The 20705-nt window shown below is 65.3% G+C and carries 21 protein-coding genes; 10 read left to right on the top strand and 11 right to left on the bottom strand.

Annotated elements, in window-relative coordinates; genetic code table 11:
• Positions 1 to 16: 16 nt before the first annotated feature.
• Positions 17 to 997, top strand: coding sequence for a flagellar motor switch protein FliM (gene fliM, locus ASF77_RS17480; protein ID WP_056342068.1), 981 nt, complete (start codon positions 17 to 19; stop codon positions 995 to 997).
• A gap of 15 nt (positions 998 to 1012) precedes the next feature.
• Positions 1013 to 1432 carry a flagellar motor switch protein FliN gene (gene fliN / locus ASF77_RS17475; RefSeq protein ID WP_056342065.1) on the top strand — a complete coding sequence of 140 codons (420 nt, stop codon included), beginning with the start codon at positions 1013 to 1015 and terminating at the stop codon, positions 1430 to 1432.
• Between the two features lie 37 nt (positions 1433 to 1469).
• Here the strand turns inward: fliN and ASF77_RS24980 are convergent, their stop codons facing one another.
• On the bottom strand, positions 1470 to 1667 hold the full coding sequence (locus tag ASF77_RS24980; RefSeq protein WP_056342062.1) for a hypothetical protein: 198 nt from the start codon (positions 1665 to 1667) through the stop codon (positions 1470 to 1472).
• 40 nt (positions 1668 to 1707) lie between these two features.
• Between ASF77_RS24980 and fliO the strand changes: the two genes are divergently transcribed.
• Genes fliO through fliR form a run of 4 tightly spaced genes read left to right on the top strand, consistent with a single transcriptional unit; the run spans position 1708 to position 4288 of the window.
• The gene (gene fliO / locus ASF77_RS23790; RefSeq protein WP_229445473.1) at positions 1708 to 2367 is read left to right on the top strand and encodes a flagellar biosynthetic protein FliO; all 660 of its coding nucleotides are present in this window, start codon (positions 1708 to 1710) and stop codon (positions 2365 to 2367) included.
• Between the two features lie 29 nt (positions 2368 to 2396).
• Positions 2397 to 3140: a flagellar type III secretion system pore protein FliP gene (gene fliP, locus ASF77_RS17460; protein WP_056342060.1), complete on the top strand. Its 744-nt coding sequence runs from the start codon at positions 2397 to 2399 to the stop codon at positions 3138 to 3140.
• A gap of 10 nt (positions 3141 to 3150) precedes the next feature.
• Positions 3151 to 3420, top strand: coding sequence for a flagellar biosynthesis protein FliQ (gene fliQ, locus ASF77_RS17455; protein ID WP_056342057.1), 270 nt, complete (start codon positions 3151 to 3153; stop codon positions 3418 to 3420).
• A 13-nt stretch (positions 3421 to 3433) separates the two neighbouring features.
• Complete coding sequence (fliR, locus tag ASF77_RS17450) at positions 3434 to 4288, top strand: flagellar biosynthetic protein FliR (protein WP_056342054.1); 855 nt, start codon at positions 3434 to 3436, stop codon at positions 4286 to 4288.
• A 106-nt stretch (positions 4289 to 4394) separates the two neighbouring features.
• Here the strand turns inward: fliR and ASF77_RS17445 are convergent, their stop codons facing one another.
• Positions 4395 to 5048, bottom strand: a complete 654-nt coding sequence (locus ASF77_RS17445) for a PEP-CTERM sorting domain-containing protein (protein ID WP_156648920.1) — start codon at positions 5046 to 5048, stop codon at positions 4395 to 4397.
• Positions 5049 to 5303: 255 nt separating this feature from the next.
• Between ASF77_RS17445 and ASF77_RS17440 the strand changes: the two genes are divergently transcribed.
• The 3 genes from ASF77_RS17440 to ASF77_RS17430 all read left to right on the top strand — a co-directional run bounded on the left by ASF77_RS17440 (position 5304) and on the right by ASF77_RS17430 (position 10593).
• Entirely contained in the window at positions 5304 to 7727 is a 2424-nt protein-coding gene (locus ASF77_RS17440; protein ID WP_162244868.1) for a bifunctional diguanylate cyclase/phosphodiesterase, read from the top strand.
• 142 nt (positions 7728 to 7869) lie between these two features.
• Positions 7870 to 10320 (top strand): diguanylate cyclase domain-containing protein, encoded by a 2451-nt coding sequence (locus ASF77_RS17435; RefSeq protein ID WP_056342045.1) that lies wholly within the window; start codon positions 7870 to 7872, stop codon positions 10318 to 10320.
• Positions 10321 to 10332: 12 nt separating this feature from the next.
• Positions 10333 to 10593 (top strand): DUF504 domain-containing protein, encoded by a 261-nt coding sequence (locus ASF77_RS17430; protein WP_056342042.1) that lies wholly within the window; start codon positions 10333 to 10335, stop codon positions 10591 to 10593.
• On the opposite strand, the gene ASF77_RS17425 is transcribed toward ASF77_RS17430, so the two are convergent.
• A complete protein-coding gene (locus ASF77_RS17425) occupies positions 10560 to 10991 on the bottom strand; it encodes a hypothetical protein (protein ID WP_056342039.1) in 432 nt (143 codons plus the stop codon). The two genes, ASF77_RS17430 and ASF77_RS17425, sit on opposite strands and share 34 nt — an antisense overlap.
• Positions 10992 to 11066: 75 nt before the next feature.
• Between ASF77_RS17425 and ASF77_RS17420 the strand changes: the two genes are divergently transcribed.
• Positions 11067 to 11477 (top strand): MerR family transcriptional regulator, encoded by a 411-nt coding sequence (locus ASF77_RS17420; protein ID WP_056342036.1) that lies wholly within the window; start codon positions 11067 to 11069, stop codon positions 11475 to 11477.
• Here the strand turns inward: ASF77_RS17420 and flgL are convergent.
• The 8 genes from flgL to ASF77_RS17380 all read right to left on the bottom strand — a co-directional run bounded on the left by flgL (position 11461) and on the right by ASF77_RS17380 (position 20697).
• Positions 11461 to 12684: a flagellar hook-associated protein FlgL gene (flgL, locus tag ASF77_RS17415; RefSeq protein WP_056342033.1), complete on the bottom strand. Its 1224-nt coding sequence runs from the start codon at positions 12682 to 12684 to the stop codon at positions 11461 to 11463. The genes ASF77_RS17420 and flgL overlap by 17 nt on opposite strands.
• 26 nt (positions 12685 to 12710) lie before the next feature.
• The gene (gene flgK / locus ASF77_RS17410; RefSeq protein ID WP_056342030.1) at positions 12711 to 14663 is read right to left on the bottom strand and encodes a flagellar hook-associated protein FlgK; all 1953 of its coding nucleotides are present in this window, start codon (positions 14661 to 14663) and stop codon (positions 12711 to 12713) included.
• A gap of 85 nt (positions 14664 to 14748) precedes the next feature.
• The gene (flgJ, locus tag ASF77_RS17405) at positions 14749 to 15672 is read right to left on the bottom strand and encodes a flagellar assembly peptidoglycan hydrolase FlgJ (protein ID WP_056342317.1); all 924 of its coding nucleotides are present in this window, start codon (positions 15670 to 15672) and stop codon (positions 14749 to 14751) included.
• A 15-nt stretch (positions 15673 to 15687) separates the two neighbouring features.
• Positions 15688 to 16752, bottom strand: coding sequence for a flagellar basal body P-ring protein FlgI (locus tag ASF77_RS17400; protein WP_056342027.1), 1065 nt, complete (start codon positions 16750 to 16752; stop codon positions 15688 to 15690).
• A gap of 14 nt (positions 16753 to 16766) precedes the next feature.
• Complete coding sequence (locus ASF77_RS17395; RefSeq protein WP_056342024.1) at positions 16767 to 17414, bottom strand: flagellar basal body L-ring protein FlgH; 648 nt, start codon at positions 17412 to 17414, stop codon at positions 16767 to 16769.
• On the bottom strand, positions 17411 to 18193 hold the full coding sequence (gene flgG, locus ASF77_RS17390) for a flagellar basal-body rod protein FlgG (RefSeq protein ID WP_056342021.1): 783 nt from the start codon (positions 18191 to 18193) through the stop codon (positions 17411 to 17413). The genes ASF77_RS17395 and flgG overlap by 4 nt, the downstream gene beginning before the upstream one ends.
• A gap of 64 nt (positions 18194 to 18257) precedes the next feature.
• On the bottom strand, positions 18258 to 18998 hold the full coding sequence (gene flgF / locus ASF77_RS17385) for a flagellar basal-body rod protein FlgF (RefSeq protein ID WP_056342018.1): 741 nt from the start codon (positions 18996 to 18998) through the stop codon (positions 18258 to 18260).
• Between the two features lie 175 nt (positions 18999 to 19173).
• On the bottom strand, positions 19174 to 20697 hold the full coding sequence (locus ASF77_RS17380; protein ID WP_056342015.1) for a flagellar hook protein FlgE: 1524 nt from the start codon (positions 20695 to 20697) through the stop codon (positions 19174 to 19176).
• Positions 20698 to 20705: the final 8 nt, after the last annotated feature.

Here is a 20705-nt window from a genome sequence, read left to right as displayed (position 1 = left end):
CAGTCGAAGAAATAACATGGCCGATAATTTCCTCTCACAGGAAGAAGTCGATGCCCTCTTAAAAGGGGTCAACGGCGATCAGGACGAACTTTCCGCGCCTGAAGACACCTCGGGAGTCCGCACCTACAACCTGGCGACCCAGGAGCGGATCGTGCGCGGCCGTATGCCGACGCTCGAGATCATCAACGAGCGCTTCGCGCGCCTGTTGCGCATCGGCTTGTTCAACTTCCTGCGCCGCAGCGCCGAGGTCTCGGTCGGCTCGGTGCGCGTCTCCAAGTACAGCGAGTTCATCCGCAACCTGGTGGTGCCGACCAACCTGAACCTAATCCACATGAAGCCCCTGCGCGGCACCGCGCTGATGGTCTTCGATCCGGGTCTCGTGTTCCTGCTGGTCGACAACCTGTTCGGCGGCGACGGGCGTTTCCATACCCGCGTCGAGGGCCGCGACTTCACCCAGACCGAGCAGCGCATCATCCTGCGCATCCTCGACATCGTGTTCGAGGCCTATACCAAGTCGTGGGAGCCGGTGTATCCGATCGAATTCGAGTACATCCGCTCGGAGATGAACACGCAGTTCGCGAACATCGCGACGCCGAACGAAGTCGTGGTATCGTCCACCTTCACGATCGAACTGGGCCCGGTATCGGGCCAGATCCACTTCTGCATGCCGTATTCGATGATCGAGCCGATCCGCGATGCGCTCACCTCGAGCCTGCAGGGCGAGGCGCTGGAAGTCGATAAACGCTGGATCCGCCTGATGACGCAGCAGATCCAGGTGGCCGAAGTCGAACTGGTGGCCGAACTCGGGCACGGCAAGGCGAACTTCGACGAGATCCTCAACATGAAAGTCGGCGACGTGATTCCGATTACGGTGCCGGAAGCGATTTCAGCCACGGTCGATGGCGTGCCGGTGATGGAATGTTCCTACGGCGTCTTCAACGGCCAGTACGCGCTGAAGGTCGAGAAATTGCTGGCCAACAGCGACAGCTTCAAGTAATTCAGGAGAAACACCATGTCTGACAACCAGGACGACCAAATTCTCGACGACGACTGGGGCGCCGCGATCGCCGAGCAGGCCGCCGCCGAAGCCGCCGCGCTGCAGAAGCAGCAGACGGCCAGCGCCGCCGTGTTCCAGGACTTCGGCACCAAGAACCCGCGTCCGGACACCCCGAACGATATCGACTTCATCCTCGACATCCCGGTGCAATTGACCGTGGAACTGGGCCGCACGAAAATCGCGATCAAGAACCTGCTGCAGCTGGCGCAGGGCTCGGTCGTCGAACTCGACGGCCTGGCTGGCGAGCCGATGGACGTGCTCGTCAACGGCTGCCTGATCGCCCAGGGCGAGGTGGTGGTCGTGAACGACAAGTTCGGTATCCGTCTGACTGATATCATCACGCCTTCGGAACGGATCAGAAAATTGAATAAATGATGCCCACGCGCCCACCTGCCTGCCCTCCTGCAATCGATCACGCGCCAAGCTTCCCGGCCACCGGCTGGGAACGGTTGCCGGTCACGCTGCGCAGGGGCGGCGTCAGGGCGCTGCTGGCATCTTGCTTCCTGCTACCGCTGGCCGCCTGCGCGATGCAGCCGGCCGGCAGCAACTCCTCCTCCAGCCAGGCCACGCCGGCAGCCGCACAGCCGGCCACGCCGACCTCTGCTTCCACTCCCGCTTTAACTCCCGCTTCTACTCCCGCTTCTACTCCCATGCAGCGCCAGCAGGATGGCGCCAGCGCCGCCGGCCGCCAGGACAGCGGTGCGCCAGCCACTACCGTGCAGCCGCCCGCACCACGCGCCGCTGCGCAAACCGCCACGCCGGCCGCATCCGGCAGCGGCACGCCTGCCAATACGCCCGTCGCCGAACGCGCCACCACCGTCGGCGAGGTGCCGACCGCTCCCGCCACGGCGCCGACGACGGCGCCCGGCGTCGCCAGCCTTCCCGCCGCGCCGGCCGCCATTCCCGGCACGCCGGCCAATCCGGCGACGATCCCGCAGGGCGCGCCGGGTCCCTCGACCGGCACCCTGCTGCAAACCATCTTCGCCCTCGTCCTCGTGCTGGCCCTGCTGGCGGCGCTGGCCTGGGCGGCCAAGCGCTGGGGCCCGCGCGTGACGGGCAGCTCGGCCAACCTGCGCATGGTCGGCGCCCTCAACATCGGCGGGCGCGAACGCATCCTGGTGGTCGAAGTGGGCGACCAGTGGATCGTCGTCGGTGCGTCTCCGGGCCGCGTGAACGCGCTGGCGACCATGCCGAAAGGCGACTCAGGTGCCAACACCTCGGCCAGTGCGGCGCTGGCCGGCCACGCGCCGTCGGCATCGAATTTTTCCGATTGGCTGAAACAGACGATCGACAAGCGCAATGGGAAATAAGCGAAACAAGCGAATAAGGTAACGCCGTAATGCGAAACACGAAAAAACTCCTGCTGGCAGCCGGCCTGATCCTGCTGCCGCTGGCCGTGCTGGCGGCGCCCGGCGTGCCGGCCTTTACCACCGCGCCAAGCCCCGGTGGCGGCACCACCTACACCCTGCCGGTGCAGACGCTGCTCCTGATGACGGCGTTCACCTTCCTGCCGGCGGCGCTCTTGATGATGACGAGCTTTACCCGCATCATCATCGTCCTTTCGCTGCTGCGCCAGGCGATCGGCACGCAAACCGCGCCGCCGAACCAGGTGATGGTCGGCCTGGCCCTGTTCCTGACCCTGTTCGTGATGGGCCCGACCTTCGACAAGATCTATACGCAGGCCTACGTACCGTTGCAGGAAAACCAGATCCAGATGACGGAAGCCATGAGCCGCGGCGCCGAGCCGCTCAAGGACTTCATGATCAAGCAAACGCGCCAGTCGGATCTGGCCATGTTCGTCAAGATCTCGCGCACGCCCGCCCTGCAGGGCCCGGAAGACATTCCGCTGCGCGTTCTGATCCCGGCCTTCGTCACCAGCGAACTGAAAACCGCCTTCCAGATCGGCTTCGCGATCTTCATCCCCTTCCTGATCATCGACATGGTGGTCGCCTCGGTGCTGATGGCGATGGGCATGATGATGATGTCGCCGGCGGTGATTTCGCTGCCGTTCAAGATGATGCTGTTCGTGCTGGTCGACGGCTGGCAACTGCTGCTGGGTTCGCTTTCCCAGAGCTTCAACTAGGGGAGCGCAGATGACGCCCGAATCGGTCATGACGATGGGCCGCCAGGCCATGGAAATCACGCTGCTGGTGTCGAGCCCGCTGCTCCTGATCGCCCTCATCATCGGTCTCGTGGTCAGCATCTTCCAGGCCGCCACCCAGATCAACGAAGCGACCCTCTCCTTCATCCCGAAGCTGGTCGGCGTCTTCGTCGCCCTCGTGATCGCCGGCCCCTGGATGCTGTCCGTGATGCTCGACTACATGCGCCAGGTGTTTACCGGCATTCCCGGTATGGTCGGCTAGGCGGCCGCGCGCAGTGCTGACGCTGACCTCGCTCGAGATCAACGCCTGGATCGCGGGCCTGCTGTGGCCGCTCACGCGCATCCTCGGCATGCTCGCGTCCGCCCCGCTGTTCGGCCACGCCAGCGTGCCCAACCCCGTCAAAGTCATCCTCGGCGTGCTGCTGGCGCTGATCGTCGCGCCCACCGTGCCGTCCATTCCCGCGGTCGACCCCACCTCTTACGCGGGCCTGCTCATTCTGGTGCAGGAACTCCTGGTCGGGCTGGCCATGGGCTTCGCCATGCGCCTGGTGTTCGCCGCCATCGAATACGCGGGCGAGCTGGCCAGTTCCACCATGGGCTTTTCCTTCGCCTCCTTCTTCGATCCGACCACGCAGGGCCGCTCGGCGGCCATCAGCCAGTTCCTGTCGATGGTGGCGACCATGGCCTTTCTCGCCCTGAACGCGCACCTGGTGCTGCTGGCGGCGCTGACGGAAAGCTTCATCAGTCTGCCGATCTCCGCCACGCCGCTGTCCTCGACCGCCCCGCTGGAACTGGCGCGCCTGGGCAGCCGCATCTTCTCGGCCGGCCTGCAGATCGCGCTGCCGATCATCGCCGCCCTCCTCATCACCAACGTCGCGCTCGGCATCCTGACGCGCGCCGCGCCGCAACTGAACATCTTCGGTATCGGCTTCCCGATCACCCTCGGCGTCGGCATGCTGACCCTCTCGGTGGCCCTGCCCTACCTGAACACGCCGGTGCAGAACCTGTTCAACGAGGGCATCGAGGCCGGGCGCCGGATTCCGCGGGCGGCGGCGGAGCGCGTGCCGCCGGCGCTGGCGCCGCAACGACCCGCTTCCACCTTGCCTTCGCCTGTTCCACCGGCTTCGTAGTATTGGTTCGATCGTTCTGCAATCGATGGAGCCGAGGATGAATGCAAAACGCCCCAAGATCGGGGCGTTTTGCATGCTGCGGCCGCCATCGCGGCCGTGGGGTCGGTCAGCCTGCCTTGCGGCACCGCGCGACGGCAGCGCCCAGAATTCCCAGGCCGATCAGCGCCAGGCTGCCGGGTTCAGGAACCTCATTGGTGATCAGGAAGTTAGCGCCGCCGTAGATTGCCGACGATCCCACAAAACTGGTCAGTGCCGTCTTGGGAGACGAGTTCCAGGCACCTTTTACTTCGGACAATTGGGCCGCCGGCGTGAAGCTATAGCCAGCGTAGCTACTAAGCATTACGGAGCCGCTGAACGTGCTGCCGATCGTATAGGTTTTGCCGGCTTGCAAGGTGATGTCACTGATGTCGGCATAGCGATAGTGGCCGATCAGCGTACCCGCAGTACCGGTACCGACGGTGACACTTGCCAGCAGATTGTTCGATGCGTCCCAGATGCCGACCCAGCTGCTGCTCGACAGGCCATTGTCCTGGAAGTCCCACTGGCCGAGGGCGCCGACGTTCATGTCGCTCTTGGCCTTAAATGACCAACCGAGGGTGCCGGAATAATTGAACGTACTCGAACCGACCGCGGTCAGATCGATGGCGCTGATCGGAGCGGCATTGGCGTGCCCAGCGAAGAGAGTTGCGGTGAGCAGAGCGAGAGCAGCGAGTTTCATCATCATCCTTACATTAAAGAAATTTTTATATACATCCAGCAATTTTCATTCCATGAAAGATTATTTCCTATGTAGAACTCGAATCTTGCTGACGTAAGGCGAACGTATGAAGTAACTGGTGTAAAGTTTTCCGACAGCTAATATTTCACCATATGAAATACGGCCGATCCATTGCCTTGGGCAGCTGCCCCTGCCTATGGCTCCTGCCGCTGTTCCATATCCCCGAACGAATTCTTCTCGCTCCTCATCGCTGACTGGACTATCATGCAATTGTGCAGGCTGTATTTACATGCGCAAATGTCCAGCACACACGAGGGAGAAGCCTTGAATCTGTCGCCGCTGCCACTCGCCGTCTTCGTTGTCGATGCCGATGGCACTATTGCCAGCTGGAACAAGGCCTGCGAAAAGCTCGCCGGCTATACGGCTGCGGACATCCGCAGCAAGCGGCTGGACGAAATCATCGAATTCGATGCCATCGCAGGATCGTCGCCGGCGGTGCCCTTGACCATTGCCGTGCGCGTCGAGCTCGACTCGACCGGCCAGCTGCGCTGCGCCGACGGCCGCTGCCTGCCGGTGCGGATCACGATCGCACCGCAGTCGCTCGATCCCGAACAGACCGGCGCCTTCAGCGTCATCGTCATTCCCCGCGCCGGCCAGGTGCCGCCGCGCTATGCGCTGATCCAGGACTTGCCGACGGCCGACATCATCGAAGGCCTGCCCTGCGTGTTCTACGTGATCGACCAGAGCGGCCATTTGCTGTTGTGGAACCACCAGCTGGAAGCGGCGCTGGAAATGACGAGCGAGGAACTGCCGACCTGCGAAGTGCAGTATTTCTTCGACGAACGAGAGCGCCAGGAGGTCGTGCAGAAGATCCTCGACGCCTTCGAGCACGGCCATTCCTCGCATGAGGCCGAACTGATCGGCAAGCACGGCAAGCGCACCAGCCTGCTCTTTCATTGTGCGCGCACCAGCCTGGGTGACTTGCCCGTCATCTTCGGCACCGGCCTCGACATCAGCGCGCGCAAGCAGACGGAGCAAGGACTGCGGGTGCGCGAGCGCGCCATCTATTCGAGCGTCAACGCCATCGTCATCACCTGCTGCGAGGGCGGCGACAACAAGATCGAGTACGTCAACCCTGCCTTCGAGCAGATGACGGGCTACGCGCTGGCCGAGATCAAGGGGCGCAACCCGCGCTTCATGCGCATCGAGGGCTGCGACGTGGCCGAACACCGGCGCATCCACGATGCGCTGCGCAAACGGCAGAGCGTGCAGGTCATCCTGCGCAACGCGCGCAAGAACGGCGAAGTGTTCTGGAACGATTTACGGATCGACCCGGTGAGCAATATCGATGGCGAGGTGACCCATTTCGTCGCCATCATCAACGACATCACCGAGGCCCGCCATTACGAGCGCCGCCTGCACCACCTGGCCCACCACGACCCGCTGACCGGCCTGGCGAACCGCACCCTGCTGCAGGACGAACTGAAATTCTCGATCGATTTTGCGGTACGCAACAAGGTGCTGGGGGCGCTGGCCTTTCTCGACCTCGATAATTTCAAGCACATCAACGACAACTTCGGCCATGACGCCGGCGACGTGGTGCTGCGCGAGATCGCCGGCCGCCTCAAGCTGAGCGTGCGCGACAACGACACGGTGGCGCGTGTCGGCGGCGACGAGTTCGTCCTCGTGATCAACAACCAGCCGGGCGACGAGCAGCTGGCGGACCTCATCGAACGCATCCGCCTGCGCGTGAGCGCGCCGATCACGGTCGGCGGGCGCGACATCCTGCCCAGCACCAGCATCGGCGTCGCGCGCTTCCCGGTCGATGGCGACACGGTCGACCGCGTGATGCGCGCGGCCGATGCGGCGATGTACCACGCCAAGGCCATGGGCAAGAACAACTGCCAGTTCTATTCGAGCGAGCTGAACCAGATCGTGCACCAGCACCTGATGCTGGAAGCGAGCCTGTCTCGCGCCATCGGCAACCACGAAATGGTGCTCGGCTACCAGCCCAAGGTGGATCTGCGCACCGGCAAGGTCGTCGGCGCGGAAGCGCTGGTGCGCTGGAACCATCCGGAAAGCGGCATGGTGCCGCCCGACCAGTTCATTCCGGTGGCCGAGCAGACCGGGCTGATCGTGCCGCTCGGCGAATGGGTGATCGTCGAGGCCTGCGGCGCCCTCAAGGCGCTGGCCCGGCTCGGCATCGACGACTTCGTGATCTCGGTGAACCTGTCGGCGCGCCAGCTGCGTCAGCGCCAGTTCGCGGCGAGCCTCGCGCGCATTCTCAAGCGCGAAGGCATCGATCCGCGCAACCTGGAGCTGGAAGTGACGGAAAGCCAGCTGATGGATCATCCCGACGAAGCGATGCAGGCCCTGGCCGAACTGAAGACCCTGGGCGTGCGCCTGTCGATCGACGACTTCGGCACCGGCTATTCGAGCCTGTCGCACCTACAGAAATTCCCCGTCGACTTCATCAAGATCGACCGCTCCTTCCTGGGCGAAGTCGCCCACGACGGCCACGCCGTCATCACGCGCGCCATCATCGCGCTGGGCCACAACCTCAAACTGAAAGTGATCGCCGAAGGGGTGGAGACGCTGGAACAGCTGACCTTCCTGCGCGACCACGATTGCGACCAGATGCAGGGCTATTACTTCAGCCCGGCGCTGTCGCAGCAATCGCTCGAAGAGATGGTCTGCAGCGACACGCGCCTGCCGGGCTAGTGGGTTCACTCGACTCGGCCGGGAATGTATGCACACGCGATAACAGCCGTGCTACGATCCCGGATTGCTTCCGAGCGACATCATTCTCATGATTGGTTCAGCATAAGAACGGATACGGAGGACATCACCCAGAGACAGCTTCATGAATTTCGGCACCCGTTGCATCACCCGTTACATCGCTGCGATCCGATGGTTCATTCCCCTCGAAGTGCGGGAAAACGCCACGACCCTGACGCGCGCCCAGAACGTGATCAACGCCGTCGTCATGGCCGCCCTCTCCGGCCCGCTGTACGCCTTCACCTACCATGCGCTCGGCTATACCGCCGCCGGCCGGGTCATCCTGACCTGCTGCGTCTGCATGTTCATCGCGCCCTTCCTGCTGCGCGTCACCAAGAGCATCGTGGTGGCGCGCGAAGTCTTCCTGTGCGCGGTCTTCTTCAATTTCAGCTGGCTGACCTATGCGATGGGCGGCGTCTCCGCGCCGACGGCCGGCTGGATGGTGGTGCCGCCGATGGTCGCCATGTTCCTGGGCGGCTTCAGGACCGCCATGTTCTGGCTCGGCCTGACCTGCGCCACGGTCGTCTTCATCTATTGCCTGCCGCTGCTCGGCATTCCCCTGCCTGAGCACCCGATCGAGGAAATGCGCCTGCTGTTCCTGCTGTGCGACTTCGGCCTCTACATCGTGATCGTCTTCTTCGTGATGCTGTTCGAGCTGACCAAGACGGAAGGCTTCGTCAAGCTCCAGCACGCGCTCGACTTCATCCACGACTATGCAAGTTACGACGGCCTGACCGGCGGCCACAAGCGCAGCCGCATCGCGCGCCTGGCCGAGGGCGAACGCCTCGACGCCCTGCGTGACGGCACGCCGTTCAGCCTGTGCCTGCTCGAGATCGACGGCTTCAAACGCATCAACGCCGAATACGGCCAAGCCGGCGCCGACCTGGTGCTGCGCGAGGTGGCAACCTACGTGCGCGAGCAGCTGGGCGAGACCGGCGCCTTCGGCCGTTATGGCGCGTCGCAATTGCTGCTGCTCCTGCCGGACACGCCCCAGGAAGCGGCGCGGCAGCTTGCCGAACGGCTGCGCGCGGGCGTACGCCAGCTGCGCTTCGGGAACCTGTCGCCGCAGCCGGAGGTCGCGGTGTCGACCGGGGTGGCGCAGTTCCTGCCGGGCGAGACGATCGGCCAGACCATCGCCCGCGCCGACGAAGCCCTGTACCAGGCCGCCGCCGGGACGCAGGCCAATGCCGCGACCGTGGCGGACAGCAGCGTGCAGCTCGACACCCTGACCGGCCTGCCCGGCCGGCGCGTGCTGCGCGACCGCCTCGGCCACGCCATGGCGCGCGCCCTGCGCAACGGCCGTCCGGTCGGGCTGATGCTGCTGCACATGAACCGGCTCGGCGAGATCAACGCCGCCTTCGGGATCGAGGGCGGCGACGCCGTGCTGGCGCAGGCGGCGCGCCAGGTGCGCGACTGCCTGCACGTGGCCGACACCGTGGTGCGCTGGAGCGGCGACGAATTCATCGTCGTCCTGGAAGACCTGGCCGGCGCCGCCGACACCCAGCTGGTGGCGGACCGGATCCTCGAACGCTTCGCCCTGCCGCTGCTCGTGGGCGGACGCGAATGCGCGGTCACGCTCGCCATCGGCATCGCCCTCTTCCCGGCGCCGTCCTGCGACCTGGACGCGCTGCTGGCGCGCGCCGAACGCGCCATGCTGCACGCCCGCAACCGCGGCGGCAACGGCGTCCACCTGTACGGCCAGGACGCCGCACCGGCGCCGAACGCGCGCATGGCGCTGAAGAACGACCTGCGCGCGGCCTTGGGCGCCGAGCAGTTGCTGATCCAATACCAGCCGCAGCGCGAGCTCGCCGGCGGCCGCATCGCCGGCGTCGAAGCCCTGGTCGGCTGGGCCCATCCGGAACACGGTTTGATCGAAGCGGCGCGCCTGATGCCGCTGGCCGAGGAGACGTGGCTGGATCTGCCGATCGGCGAATGGGCCCTGCGCCGCGCCTGCATGCAGAACGCCGCCTGGCGCGCGGCCGGCCTGGCGCCGGTCGCCACCTCCTTGCGCTTGAGCGCCGGCCAGCTCGCCCATCCCGGCATGGCCGAGCGCATCCTCGCCATCGTCAAGGGCAGCGGCATCGATCCGCAGTGCCTGGCGCTGCACGTGAGCGAAGCGGCGCTCGCCGACGATCAACCGCTGCAGCGCGCTGGTTTGGGCCGGCTGCGCCGCGCCGGCATCCGCATCTGCATCGATGGTTTCGGCGCCAGCGCGGGCCTGGGCTACCTGGCGGAGCTCCCGGCCGACAGTCTCAGGCTCGAGCGCGCCTTTGTCGCGCCGCTCGGGCAGCCGCAGCGCAATGAGTGCGATGAGCGCGCCTGGGCGCTGGCGCAATCGGTCGTCGACCTGGCGCACCGCCTGCGCATGCGCGTGATCGCCGACGGCGTCGAGACCGAGGCACAACTGGCCGACCTGCAGGCCATGGGCTGCGATGCCGCCCAGGGCGCCGCCGTGCACGAGCCGGTGGGCGCCGGGAAGCTGGCGCAACTGCTGGCGCAAACGGCCGTCACGGACGCCGTCGCCGCGGCTGAATAGACGGAGAGCGCCATGACGCCCATCCACGAAGTCGTCAACCGCATCGTCTGGGACGTCGACTTCGGCAATGCCGAATTCGTCATCGGCTATTACGACCGCGTCTTCAAGCGCGTGGTGCGCGTCTCCTTCGAGCGCATCCGCATCGAACGCGGCCAACATTTCGGCTTCGACCTGATCGGCAGCGACGGAGAAGCGCGCATGGTGCCCTACCACCGGGTGCGCGAAGTGATCCGCAACGGTCAGCTGGTCTGGAGCCGGCCGACGCCCGACTGAGGCACGGCGGCCGGCGCGACCGGCCACCACTGCGCCACGCCCCAGGCGAATTCCGGCACCAGCAGCAGCCACAGCACCGGCGCCCCGGTCTGCGCCAGCGCCCACACCATCCAGCCCGAGAACAGGAAGCGCGCGGCGCCGTCGTGGCGGCCCAGCACCAGGCTCGGCATGCGCAGGCGCAGCAGCGACCAGACCAGCACCACGCTGCCCAGCAGGCCGCCGATGAACATGTGGAAGGGTGCAAATGCCGGCAGCGCCGCGCCGCCGAGCTGCTGGTTCAGGTGCGACATCAATGCGTGGGCAAACGGCAGCGTCCAGGGCGTGGCGAGCGCGCCGGTGACGACGATGTCGTAGAAGGCGCTGGCGCGCACAAGGCGAAGGTAAGCGGGCAGTTGCATGGCGGTCTCCAGAAGGTGAGACCGCATCATCAACCCTGGAGTACACTCCAGGGTCAAGGCATTTCTGGAGGCACCATGCGCATCGGCGAACTGGCGGCGGCGACGGGCCTGACCCGCGACACCCTGCGCTTCTACGAGGAGCGCGGCCTGCTCGCGGCGCGCCGGCGCGCCAATGGCTACCGCGACTATCCGCCCGAAGCAGTGGAATGGCTGTGCTACCTGCGCAGCGCGCAGGCGCTCGGCTTCACGCTGGCCGATATCGAGGCGGGCATGCCGCTCCTGGCCGATCCGGCGCAGGCCGGAGAAGAGTTGCGCGCGGCGCTGGCGCGTAAACTCGGCGACATCGACGCCCGCATCGCCGGCCTCACGCAGCTGCGCGGCGCGCTGGCTGCCAAACTGGAGGATCTGGGCGCCGATTGCCCGCTGCGGCCTGCCGGTATCGAGGCTACTAGCCCCGATGTTCCCGCAATTAGCCGATATAGTTGAACAGCGACAGCCCCGACATCGTCTTGAACGATTTCTGCGCCGCTTCCAGCGTCTGCTGCTGGGTGGCGTACTGGGAGATCGCCTTGACGATATCCAGATCCTGCAGCTTCGACAGGGTAGCGTCGTACTGGATGCCGAGATCCGAACCCGAGCTGTCGAGGTAGTCGAGTTCCTTCATGCGCGAGCCGACCGAGGCGCGCACCGTCAGGATGTTGTCGAGCGAGGACTTCAGGCCTTCGCTGGCCGTGTTCAGCTTGTTCGACAGGGTCGCGCGGGCGTTGGTGTCTTCGCCGGAATCACGCAGGGCCTTGACCAGGTTGGTCATGGTGGTGAAGATCGATTCCTTTTCGCTCGGCTTGACCTCGAACTTGTCGCCGTTAGCCGGTTCGCCCGTGATCGAGAACGAGGTGCCGTCGAAGGTGATCTGCTTGCCGCTCACGTACGGCTCGTTGGTCGGCAGCGGGCCGGCGGGCGAGCCGCTGTTGTCGACAACGGAATACGTGGTCACGGCCGGCGTGCCCGTTACCGAGAATTGCAGCGTGTAGTTGTGGCCGGTGAGCTTGGTCGCGTCCGACACCGAGCCCGTGACGGCGATCGCCCCGCCCTGGTTGCCGTCGACCATGACGGTCTGGTAGCTGCCGTTGCCGGTACGGTTGTTCTCGAACACGGCGCTGCCCGAGTCGCTGATCGGGATCGAGCGCGAGGAGCCGACCTGCAGCTTGCGCTGGCCCTGGTCGCCCTGGTAGGCCGCGCCGGTCTCGGTCTGGATGAAGGGGATGGTGGTGCCGCGGTAGCCCGAGAACAGGTAGCCGCCGGTGCCGTCCGAGGTGTTGGCCACGCCCAGCAAGTCCTGCATGCGCGCTTCGATCTCGGTGGCGATCATGTTGCGGTCGGCCTTCGACAGGGTGCCGTTGCCGGCCTGGACGACGAGGGTCTGCACGTCCATCAGCAGGTCGCCGCTGTCGCTGAGCGCACCTTCGACCAGGGCCAGCGAGCTGTTCGCGTTCGAACGGTTGGTGGCGTACTGTTCGTTCAGCGATTTCGACTGGGTCACTTCGAGCGCGCGCGCCGAGGCGATCGGGTCGTCGGCCGCGGTCAGCATGCGCTTGTTCGTGGCCAGCTGCATTTGGGTGCGCGCCATGCCGGACTGCAGCGTGTTGAGCTGGGTCGTCGCGTTTTCGTAGATGCTTTTCGTGCTGATGCGCATGTCTTATTCTCCGGCTATCGCGACGCTTAGCGTGCGATCGACAGCAGCGTGTCGAAAATGGTGTTGGCGATCTGCATGACCTTGCCGGCGGCCTGGTAGGCCTGCTGGTACTTCAGCAGATTGGTCGCTTCCTCGTCCAGGTTCACGCCCGAGACGTCCGAGGCCGCGCCCGTCACCTGCTTGAGCAGGGCCTCGCCGGCGCTGGCATTGACCTGCACTTCGCGCGTCTTGTTGCCGACCGCGCTCACCGTCTGGGCAAAGGCCGACTGGTAAGTCGCGCTGCCGCCGTTGAAGATGTTCTTGGTCTGCAGGGCGCCGAGCGCCTGGATGTTGCGGGTGTCGGCGGTGCCGGCGGTATTCGCGCTGACGGTGAACTTGTCGCCCTGCTGCGGCACGCCCGACATCGTCAGGTTCACGCCGCTGAAACTGTAGCTGGCGCCGGCCTTGAACGGTGCGCTGCCGCCGGTGTGGGTGGTGGTGGCGCCGTTGAGCGTCATGGTGACGGAGGCGCCCGCCGGGAAGCCGGTCAGCTGGCCGCCGCCGGCGGCATCGAAGCTGAGCGAGACCGGCAGCGCAGGCGGCGCCGTGAAATAACTGGCGCTGACGCTGCCGGCGCTGATCTGGCCGCTGCCCTTGTTGGCGATCGGGGCGGCGGTGGCGATCGGCGTGCCGGCGGCGATCTGGCCGACGTCGCTCAGGGCCAGGTTGAAGCCGGAGGCGCCGTTCGCGGTCGGACGCACCAGGTAGTTGTCGCCCGAGGAAGCCGTACCGGAAATGGCGAAGTCGACACCGTCGACCTTGACCGTGGTGCCGGCCGCGTTGTAGGGATCGACCTTGGTGCGCTGGTTGTCGGACAGGCGCGTGACAAAGAAGCTGCTGCCGTCGGACTCGACCTTGTAGTCGCTGTCGGTCAGCTTGGTCGGATCGGTGACGGTGGCGCCGACCTTGGCGGTGCCGGCGTTGTCGACCGCCGCGGCCACGTAAGCCGGGGCCTGCACGAAGAAGTCCTTGCCCTGCTGGCCGGCGCCGTCGATGCCGAGCTTGTGCTGGGCGTTGAAGGTGAAGGCCATGCCGATGGCCAGGCGGCCGATGGAATTCTGCACGCGGTCGAGGGTGCCGCTGCGGAACTCGAGAAGGCCGCCCAGTTCGCCGCCGGTCACGGCGTTTTCCGGCAATTGGGTGACCTTGTCGCCGGTGACATAGCCGACGGTGACGCGCGTGAGGTCGGTCGGCGTCTTCATGGTCGCCAGCTGGAAGGCCTGCTGGCCCACGACCAGCGGCTGGCCGTTGCCGATCGAGACGTTCAGCGCATTGTTGCTGCCGGGGGTGACCGATGCCTTGACGTGCTTGTTCAGTTCCATGACGAGCTGGTCGCGCTGGTCGAGCAGGTCGTTCGGCTGGCGCTGGGCGGTCGAGCCGTAGGAGCCGATCTTCGCGTTGATCTCGGCGATCTGCTTGGCGTAGGTGTTGATCAGATTGACGTTCGATTCGATCTGGCTGTTCACGCCCTCGCCGATTTCCTCCAGGCGCGCGTCGATCTGCTGGAAGCTGGCCGCCAGCGTTTCCGAGGACGACAGCAGGGCCTGGCGCGACGGGATCGAAGCGCCGTTGCCGGTCACGTCCTGCACGCTCGAGAAGAAATTCTGGATCGCCGGCGACAGGCCGGAGGTGGTGTCGGCCAGCAGGTTGTCGATCTGGCTGATCTGGGCGTAATAGGCGTCGAGCGAGCCCGTCGAGGCGGTGGCCGTGCGCACCTGGTTGTTCAGGAAATCGTCGCTGTAGCGCTTGATTTCGGCCACCTTGGTGCCGGTGCCGACGAAACCGACGCCGGTCTCCATCGTGATCGACGTCGCCTGCACCACGCCCTGGCGGCTATAGCCTTCCACGTTGGCGTTGGTAATGTTATGGCCGGTCGTCGTCAGCGCGGTTTGCGCTGCGTACAATCCGCTTTTGCCGATGCTGAGGAGGTTTCCGGACATGTTTTTCTCTAGGTGACTTTTCTTCTACGGCAGGCCGCGCAAAAACTTGAGCGTTGATTACCGGTCGTGATTTTTACGTCAATGTTTATGCCAACGAGTTCTTGATAATCTTCGACAGCTTGGCGGCGTACTGCGGATCGGTCGCGTAACCGGCGCGCTGCAGGCCGTGCGCGAAGGCCGAGGCGTCGCCGGCGTGATCCAGCACCTTCTCGTAGCGCGGGTTATTCGCCAGCATGCGCGCGTAATCCTTGAACGAATCGGCCGGCGTATCGTAGGCGCGGAACTTCTCCACCTTCTGGCGCGCCACGCCGTTCACGTATTCGGTGGTCACAGCGGTCGCGACCTTCCCTTTCCAGTTCGGCCCGGCCTTGATGCCGAACAGGTTGTTGGCGTTGCTGCCGTCGGCATTGCGGATCATGCGCTTGCCCCAGCCGGTTTCCAGCGCCGCCTGGCCGAGCATGAACTTGGCCGGCACGCCGGTGACGGCTTCCGCCTCGGCCGCGTGCGCGCCCAGCTTTTCCTGGAAGGCGCGCACGTGCGGCGCCTGGCTGCGCCCGCTCGCGCTCAGGCCGTTGGTCTGGATCGCGCCTTCCATGCCCTTCAGCGGGCCGAGGTTCTTCGGCAGCATCGGGATGTCGAGCGCACTCGCCGCGCCATTGGTGCCATTAGCACCGTCAGTGCCAATGGCCAGGGCCTTGGCGTCCGTCTGGCTGGATAACTGGCGCACCAGCACGTCGGCCAGGCCCATGCCGCGCTTGGCCATGTTCTGGCTCAGCTGCTGGTCGAGCATCGAGGTGAACATCTTGGTCTGCTGGTTGTCCATCAGCCCCTCCGAGGGCGTGGCGTCGCGCATGCTCTTCATCATCTGGTTGATGAAGAGCGCCTCGAACTGCTGGGCGGCGCCGCGCGTGGCTTCAAGCGACCCTGCCTTGGCCGAACGCTTTAGGTTGCCGAGGCCCTGGGTGTCGAGCGCGAAGCTGCTGCTGACGTCGTGGCGGGAGGGAGTCATGGACATGGCTGGCCCTTAGATGATTTCGAGTTCGGCGCGCAGCGAGCCGGCGGCCTTCAGGGCCTGCAGGATGGCCAGCAGGTCTTGCGGGGTCGCGCCGATCGAGTTCATCGCCTTGACGACTTCGGCCAGCGAAGCGCCGCCTTTCACCAGCAGCACCTTGCCCGGATCCTTCTTCACTTCCACGGCGGCAGCGGCCGTGCTTGGGTCGGCACCGACCGTCACCGACAGGTTGCCGTGCGAGATGGCGCAGGTATCCAGGCGCACGGCCTGGTTCATCACGACGGAGCCGGTACGGGCGTTGAGGATCACCTTGGCGCTGGCCGCGGCCGGCTTGACTTCGATGTTTTCCATCATGCCGATGAAGCTCACACGCGCGTCCGACGAGGATGGCGTGCGCACGCGGATCACGCGGCCGTCCAGGGCCGTGGCGGTGCCGACGCCGAACTGGTCGTTCAGGGCGGCGACGACGCGGCTGGCGGTGGCGAAATCGGTGGTGTTCAGTTCCAGGCGGATCTGGTTGTTCTCGCCCAGGTTCGAGGCGACGGCCTTTTCCACCGTGGCGCCGGCCGAGATCTTGCCGACCGCCAGGTGATTCACCTGCACCTGCGCGCCGCCGGCGGATGCGCCCACGCCGCCGACCAGCACGTTACCCTGGGCCATGGCGTACACCTGGCCGTCGGCGCCCTGCAGCGGCGTCATGAGCAAGGTGCCGCCGCGCAGGCTTTTCGCATTGCCGATCGAGGACACCGTGATGTCGATGTTCTGGCCCGGCTGGGCAAAGGCCGGCAGCGAGGTCGTGACCATCACGGCGGCGACATTCTTCAATTGCAGCTGGCCGGCCGGCGGCAGGTTGACGCCCTTCTGCTGCAGCATGGCGATGATCGACTGCACCGTGAACGGGGTCTGGCTGGTCTGGTCGCCGGTACCGTCGAGGCCGACCACGAGGCCATAGCCCGACAGCTGGTTCTGGCGCACGCCGGCGATGCTGGCCATGTCCTTCAATCGCTCGGCGTGAGCGGCTGGGGTGATGGCGGTCAGGGCGGCGCAGAGGGCCAGCAACGGGAAAGCGAAACGCATGATCGATCCTTGAATCAGAATGGCAGCAGGGACTGGAAGAAACGCGACATCATCGAATTGACTTCGGCGCGGTCGATCCGGCTGTTGGTGCGGTATTCGACACGGGCGTCGGCGACCAGGGTCGACGAGACGACATTGCCGTTCTGGATGGTGTCGGGGCTGACCATGCCCGAGAAGCGGATGAACTCGATGCCCTTGTTCATCGCGACCTGCTTCTCGCCGGCGACGATCAAATTACCGTTCGACAGCACTTCGGTGACGGTCACGCCGATGGTGCCGGTGAAGGCATTGCTCGCGCTCTGGTTGTCGCCGTCGGCGAACTTGATGCCGCCTTCGGTCGCCACGTTCGCGCCCAGCTTCGATTGCAGCGGGCCCGGCAGGCCAAAGCTAGCGCTGCCCGACTTGTTGCCCGAGCTGTTGCCAGCCTTGTTGGCCGAGGTCTTCTCGACGATGTTGATCGTCAGCAGGTCGCCGATCTGGCGCGCGCGGCGGTCTTCGAACATCGGACGGTAGCTGCGCGCGTTGTAGATGGCGCCGTCGGTCGGCGGCGCGAGCTCGGCCAGCGCCGGACGCGCGCTGCGCGTTTCCTGAACGATGGTGCTTGGCGTGACGGCGCAACCGGCCAGGGCCGCAAGGATGAGCGAGAAGATCAGTGTTTTCATAGCTGGGACAGTTTTTGCAGCATCTGGTCGGACGTCGTAATCGCCTTGCTGTTGATCTCGTAGGCGCGCTGGGTCTGGATCATGTTGACCATTTCCTCGACCACGTTGACGTTCGAGGTTTCGACGAAACCCTGCATCAGCACGCCGGCGCCGTTGGTGCCCGGAGTGTTGGCGTTGGGGTTGCCGGATGCGGTCGTTTCCAGGTACAGGTTCTCGCCCTTCGATTCCAACCCGGCCGGGTTCACGAAGGTCATCAATTGCAGGTTGCCGATTTGCGTGGTGGCGGTGCTGCCGGCGACCTTGATCGAGACGGTGCCGTCGCGGCCGACCGTGATCGATTCGGCGTTCGCCGGCACGGTGATCGGCGGCTGCACCGGATAACCGCTGGAAGTGACGAGGGTGCCGTTGGCGTCGGTCTGGAAGGAGCCGTCGCGGGTATAGGCCTGGGTGCCGTCAGGCAGCAGCACCGGGAAGAAACCCGCGCCGTTGACCATCACGTCTTTCGAGTTGCCCGTCTGCTGGGGATTACCCTGGGTGAAGATGCGTTCGGTCGAGACGGCGCGCACACCGGTACCGAGCTGCAGGCCGGACGGCAGATTGGTTTGCTGCGAGGATTGGGCGCCGGGCTGGCGCACGGTCTGGTACAGCAGATCCTCGAACACCGCACGCGAACGCTTGAAGCCGTTGGTGCTGACGTTGGCGAGGTTGTTGGTGATGACGTCGAGGTTGGTTTGCTGCGCCTCGAGGCCGGTCTTGGCGATATACAGCGAACGAATCATGGGTTTCTCCTAAGGGCGACAGACGAGAGCCGCCGCGTATAGGAGAATTATGCTGGAGAAACACTTAGTTCAAAGCAAGGATCTGACTGGCTTTCGCGGCGTTATTCTCGGCGTTCTTCATCAGGCTCATTTGGGTTTCGAAGGATCTTGCCAGGCCGATCATTGACACCATGGCATCGACGGCGTTCACGTTGCTGCCCTCCAGCGCGCCGCCGGCGACGCGCACGTTCGGATCGATCTGGGCCGGGGCGCCATCCTTCAACCGGAACAGGCCGTCGTCGCCGCGCACCAGATCCTTCTCGGGCGGGTTCACCAGCTTGATACGGCCGAGGATCACCGGCGCGGCCGGGCGCTCGGCGTTCGACACCGTGGAGATGGTGCCGTCGCCGCCCACCGTCACGGTAACGTCGGGCGGAATCGTGATCGGGCCGCCCTCGCCCGCGATGGTCTGGCCGCCGGTCGTGGTCAGCACGCCGTTCGGGCTCATCTGCAGGGCGCCATTCCTTGTGTACGCTTCGCTGCCGTCCGGATTCTGCACGGCGATCCAGCCCGGGCCCTTGATGGCGACGTCGAGGTCGCGGCCCGTCATCTGCAGCGGGCCGGAAGAGAAATCGGCGCCGACGGTGTTGTTGACGACGAAGGTACGGGTCGGGAGGCCTTCGCTTTGCACGGGCACGGCGCGGAAGGTGTCGAGCTGGGCACGGAAACCTGTGGTGTTCAGGTTGGCCATGTTGTTCGAGGTCGTGGCCTGCTGCTCGAGGATGTGCTTGGCGCCGGAGGCGGCCGTGTAGATCAAGCGATCCATTTATTGTTCCTTGTTCGTGCCGTTTTCAAGCGTTTCGATGTGCGTTCGTTGGTACGCGGGCATGCCCGCCCTACGTTACGCGACGGCCAATGGGGTCAATCGAAACGGTGGTGCACCGTAGGGCGGGCATGCCCGCGTTTCACGGCATGCCTACCCTACGCCATCACCTTATCGATTAACGCATGCTCACCAACGTCTGCAACACCGAATCCTGCGTCTTGATGGTCTGCGCATTCGCCTGGTACACGCGCTGCGCGGTGATCATGTTGACCAGCTCGGCCGTCAGATCGACGTTCGAGGTTTCCACCGCCGACGACTGCATCACGCCGAAGCTGCCCGAGTTCGGCGTGCCGATCAGCGGGGTGCCGGAATTGGCCGATTCGGCCCAGGCGTTGTTACCGAGCGGCTCGAGGCCGTTGCTGTTGGCGAAGTTCGCCAGCACGACCTGGCCCAGGGGCTTCGACTGGCCATTGCTGTACTGGCCCAGGATGATGCCTTCCTTGCCGATCGAGAAGCGCTGCAGGTGGCCGGCCGTGTAGCCGTCCTGCACCAGCTTCTTGTCGCTGGTCGCGGTGCCGTATTGCGTGGTGCCGGTAAAGGCCAGTTCCATCGACTGGGTCTGTTCCGCGCCGGTCGACGGGAAGATCGGCAGGTCGACGGTGAACTTGCCGGCGTTCGCGGTGGTCGCCGCGTTCAGCGCGCCGTTCTCGTCGAAGCGCAGGGTGCCGACCGGCACGGCCGGCACCTTGACCGAGGCCAGGATCGCCTTGTCGACCAGATCCGGCGTGCTGCCGGCCACCAGGGCGGCATCGCCGCCGGCGGCGACGATCGCGGCCCGGGCGGTCGCGTCGGCGCCGGCCGCGCCGGCTGCATTGGAGACGGCGCCCGAGGCAGCGGCGGCATAGGTGGCCAGGGCCGCCGAGATCGTCGCGGCGACCGGCGGCACGGCCTTCGTTGCCGCATCCCAGGCAGCGCGCGCGTTGGCGACGCCCGTGTCACCCTGGGCGGCCTGCGCCACCTTCAGGTTCGTCACTTCGGTGCCGTCGTTGGCCGCGTAGATGTCCCAGGTGCCGGAACCGTTCTTCACGTAGAAGGTCGACAGCACGTGCGGGTTGCCGAGCGTGTCATACACGTCCACCGGCGACTGCTTGTTGTAGGTGTTCGGATCGGTGGCGTCGAACGGGGTCACGGTCGGCGCGGCAACGCGCGAGTCGAGGTTCATCTCGATGCCCACCTTGGTGGTCGAGACCGGTTTGATGTCGCTGGTGCTGATCTGCACGGGCGTCGGCGCGCCGGCCAGGATCTCTCCGCTCGGGCCGGTGCTATAGCCGGTTAGCTTGGCGCCCTGGGCGTTCGTCATGTAGCCGTCCTTGTCGAGCGAGAACTGGCCGTTGCGGGTGTACTGCACCATGCCCGAGGAAACGGTGCGGAAGAAGCCCTGGCCGTTGATGGCGACGTCGAGCGAGTTGTTCGAGGATTCGATATTGCCTTGGGTGAACTGCTGGGCAATGGTCGACACCTTGGTGCCGATACCGGCCGTCACGCCGCCGGCGCCGTTGAGCGAGCTGGCATACACGTCGGCGAACTGCGCCTGCGCGCCCTTGAAGCCGACGGTGCTGGCGTTGGCGATGTTGTTACCGATGACGTCCAGCGATTTGGCTGCGCCGTTCAAGCCGCTCAGGCCTTGTTGGAAAGACATGTGATGCT

This window comes from Massilia sp. Leaf139, from assembly GCF_001424165.1.
Classification (GTDB): domain Bacteria; phylum Pseudomonadota; class Gammaproteobacteria; order Burkholderiales; family Burkholderiaceae_D; genus Telluria.
This window is presented reverse-complemented; position numbering and strand designations above follow the sequence as displayed.

Excerpts from the sequence above, each read along its gene's own strand:
- fliM (WP_056342068.1), top strand. The coding sequence starts at position 17 with ATGGCCGATAATTTCCTCTCACAGGAAGAAGTCGATGCCCTCTTAAAA.
- fliN (WP_056342065.1), top strand. The coding sequence starts at position 1,013 with ATGTCTGACAACCAGGACGACCAAATTCTCGACGACGACTGGGGCGCC.
- fliO (WP_229445473.1), top strand. The coding sequence starts at position 1,708 with ATGCAGCGCCAGCAGGATGGCGCCAGCGCCGCCGGCCGCCAGGACAGC.
- fliP (WP_056342060.1), top strand. The coding sequence starts at position 2,397 with ATGCGAAACACGAAAAAACTCCTGCTGGCAGCCGGCCTGATCCTGCTG.
- fliQ (WP_056342057.1), top strand. The coding sequence starts at position 3,151 with ATGACGCCCGAATCGGTCATGACGATGGGCCGCCAGGCCATGGAAATC.
- ASF77_RS17440 (WP_162244868.1), top strand. The coding sequence starts at position 5,304 with ATGTCCAGCACACACGAGGGAGAAGCCTTGAATCTGTCGCCGCTGCCA.
- ASF77_RS17435 (WP_056342045.1), top strand. The coding sequence starts at position 7,870 with ATGAATTTCGGCACCCGTTGCATCACCCGTTACATCGCTGCGATCCGA.
- ASF77_RS17430 (WP_056342042.1), top strand. The coding sequence starts at position 10,333 with ATGACGCCCATCCACGAAGTCGTCAACCGCATCGTCTGGGACGTCGAC.
- ASF77_RS17425 (WP_056342039.1), bottom strand. The coding sequence starts at position 10,991 with ATGCAACTGCCCGCTTACCTTCGCCTTGTGCGCGCCAGCGCCTTCTAC.
- ASF77_RS17420 (WP_056342036.1), top strand. The coding sequence starts at position 11,067 with ATGCGCATCGGCGAACTGGCGGCGGCGACGGGCCTGACCCGCGACACC.
- flgL (WP_056342033.1), bottom strand. The coding sequence starts at position 12,684 with ATGCGCATCAGCACGAAAAGCATCTACGAAAACGCGACGACCCAGCTC.
- flgK (WP_056342030.1), bottom strand. The coding sequence starts at position 14,663 with ATGTCCGGAAACCTCCTCAGCATCGGCAAAAGCGGATTGTACGCAGCG.
- flgJ (WP_056342317.1), bottom strand. The coding sequence starts at position 15,672 with ATGACTCCCTCCCGCCACGACGTCAGCAGCAGCTTCGCGCTCGACACC.
- ASF77_RS17400 (WP_056342027.1), bottom strand. The coding sequence starts at position 16,752 with ATGCGTTTCGCTTTCCCGTTGCTGGCCCTCTGCGCCGCCCTGACCGCC.
- ASF77_RS17395 (WP_056342024.1), bottom strand. The coding sequence starts at position 17,414 with ATGAAAACACTGATCTTCTCGCTCATCCTTGCGGCCCTGGCCGGTTGC.
- flgG (WP_056342021.1), bottom strand. The coding sequence starts at position 18,193 with ATGATTCGTTCGCTGTATATCGCCAAGACCGGCCTCGAGGCGCAGCAA.
- flgF (WP_056342018.1), bottom strand. The coding sequence starts at position 18,998 with ATGGATCGCTTGATCTACACGGCCGCCTCCGGCGCCAAGCACATCCTC.
- ASF77_RS17380 (WP_056342015.1), bottom strand. The coding sequence starts at position 20,697 with ATGTCTTTCCAACAAGGCCTGAGCGGCTTGAACGGCGCAGCCAAATCG.